The organism is Sphingomonas endophytica (assembly GCF_001476895.1).
Lineage (GTDB): Bacteria > Pseudomonadota > Alphaproteobacteria > Sphingomonadales > Sphingomonadaceae > Sphingomonas > Sphingomonas endophytica_A.
This window is the reverse complement of sequence record NZ_LDTB01000236.1, coordinates 1-1085: the sequence shown is the minus strand read 5'-3', so window position 1 is coordinate 1085 and position 1085 is coordinate 1. Positions and strand designations below refer to the sequence as shown.

The window sequence follows — 1085 nt, the reverse complement described above, 5'->3', positions numbered from 1 at the left end:
GTTGAGGAAACCAATACAGGGGAGGCGTTTCAGGACGTTTGCACGAAATCGCCAAAATGGTTTCGTGGCATTAGGGTTTTGTTTCGTTCGTGTTTCGTCGCAGGGCTAAGGGCGGGTTGCCGGCAAGCGGGCGACCTCAGAGGTGGATGTATCCGGCCAGTCCGTCCCACAGCAGCTTGGCCGCGGTAATGACGAGAATGGCGTAGCAGAGTCGGTACAGCGCCCGCTGGTCGAGCCGTTCGTGCAGCCGCCAACCGGCCCAGACGCCTACCGGCACGGCCGGCCCGCAAAGCGCCATCAGCATCCACAGGCTTCGCGACGGCGTGGCGAGCACGAGCCACGGACCGGCCTTCAGGAGGTTGCCGACCGTGAAGAACAGGCTGGTGGTGCCGGCGTAGAGCGCCTTCGACATGCCGAGCGGCAGCATATAGATCGCAAGCGGCGGCCCGGCCGAATGCGCGACCATCGTCGTGACACCGGAAGACAGGCCGGCGACCGCGGCCTTGAAGGTCGAGCGCGGACGCGGCTTGATCTCGCCGCCGCCGATGAACCCCAGCGCGGCGAACACCAGCGTCACGACGCCCATCACGATCTCGACGGCATGGCGGTCGAGATCGCGCAGCACGAAATAGCCGAGGCCGATGCCGACCACGAGCGCGGGCAGCAGCATCGCGAGGTCGACCCGCGACCACGTATTGGGGCGCCAGAATCGCAGCGCCGTGATGTCCATGATGACGAACAGCGGCGCGAGCAGCGCGCCGGCCGCGATCGGATCCATCGCCAGCGAGAGCAGCGGGATGCCGACGATGGCAAAGCCGCCGCCGAACGCGCCCTTCATGAAGGCGATCAGGAAGACGCCGGCGAGCGCCACCGCGAGCACGAAAGGCGCAGGCAGGTCTGTGATGATGGACGTGATCATGGTGTGGTGCGGAGCGTTGTGGTCGTGCTCATACATGGCCACGCGCGCATGCATGTGCAATCCAAATATTGCTCTCGGTGCACATTGCTCTCGGTGCAATCGGCGTCTGTGCGCTAGCCGGTGCGCATCCGCGGCAGGCCCGGCCTGTCGCGGATGCGCACCGGCT

The 1085-nt window shown here is 65.6% G+C and carries 1 protein-coding gene; it reads right to left on the bottom strand.

The window, feature by feature from the left end; translation table 11 throughout:
* Positions 1-136 precede the first annotated feature (136 nt).
* Positions 137-973, bottom strand: coding sequence for a sulfite exporter TauE/SafE family protein (locus NS334_RS16935; protein ID WP_206542726.1), 837 nt, complete (start codon positions 971-973; stop codon positions 137-139).
* Between the last annotated feature and the right edge of the window lie 112 nt (positions 974-1085).